The organism is Domibacillus indicus (assembly GCF_023715895.1).
Taxonomy (GTDB): domain Bacteria; phylum Bacillota; class Bacilli; order Bacillales; family Domibacillaceae; genus Domibacillus; species Domibacillus indicus_A.
The window spans coordinates 1-524 of the sequence record NZ_JAMBOO010000076.1 but is presented as its reverse complement, the minus strand read 5'-3'; the positions used below and the strand labels follow the sequence as shown (position 1 = coordinate 524).

The 524-nt window shown below is 41.6% G+C and carries 1 protein-coding gene and 1 pseudogene; both read left to right on the top strand.

Annotation, left to right across the window (positions count from 1 at the left end):
- Positions 1–90: IS3 family transposase (locus M3221_RS25600; RefSeq protein WP_251274819.1), on the top strand; the 90-nt coding region annotated here is incomplete at its 5' end.
- Between the two features lie 68 nt (positions 91–158).
- Positions 159–524, top strand: a pseudogene (locus M3221_RS25595) (transposase); the annotation flags it as partial.

The window sequence follows — 524 nt, the reverse complement described above, 5'->3', positions numbered from 1 at the left end:
ATGACCTACTATAACAATTTCAGATATCAATGGAACTTAAAGAAGATGACTCCTACTCAATACAGAAATCACCTCCTCCAAGTGGCATGACTTTTTTTAAAATGTCCTTTACAAAGGGTACACTTTACTTGACCTAAAACAGATGAGGAGCTCCAACTATGACAAAGCGAGAACGCCGCACATTCACGCCCGAGTTCAAAAAACAAATGGTGCAGCTGTACCAGAGTGGAAAAACGAAACGAGCTATTATTAATGAATATGAACTGACTCCGTCATCGCTTGATCGCTGGATCGCTGGATCCACCAGGATGAAACCTCCGGTTCTTTTAAAGAGAAAGACAACTTATCTCCTGAACAGCAGGAGCTTTTAAAACTCCGCAGGGAAAATAAGCAGCTATTAATGGAGAATGATATTTTAAAGCAAGCCGCGCTGATCATGGGACGAAAGTAAATGTCATCAAGCGAAACCAAGACAAATACTCGGTATCAGCAATGTGCAGCGTCCTGCAAATCTCACGTAGTAC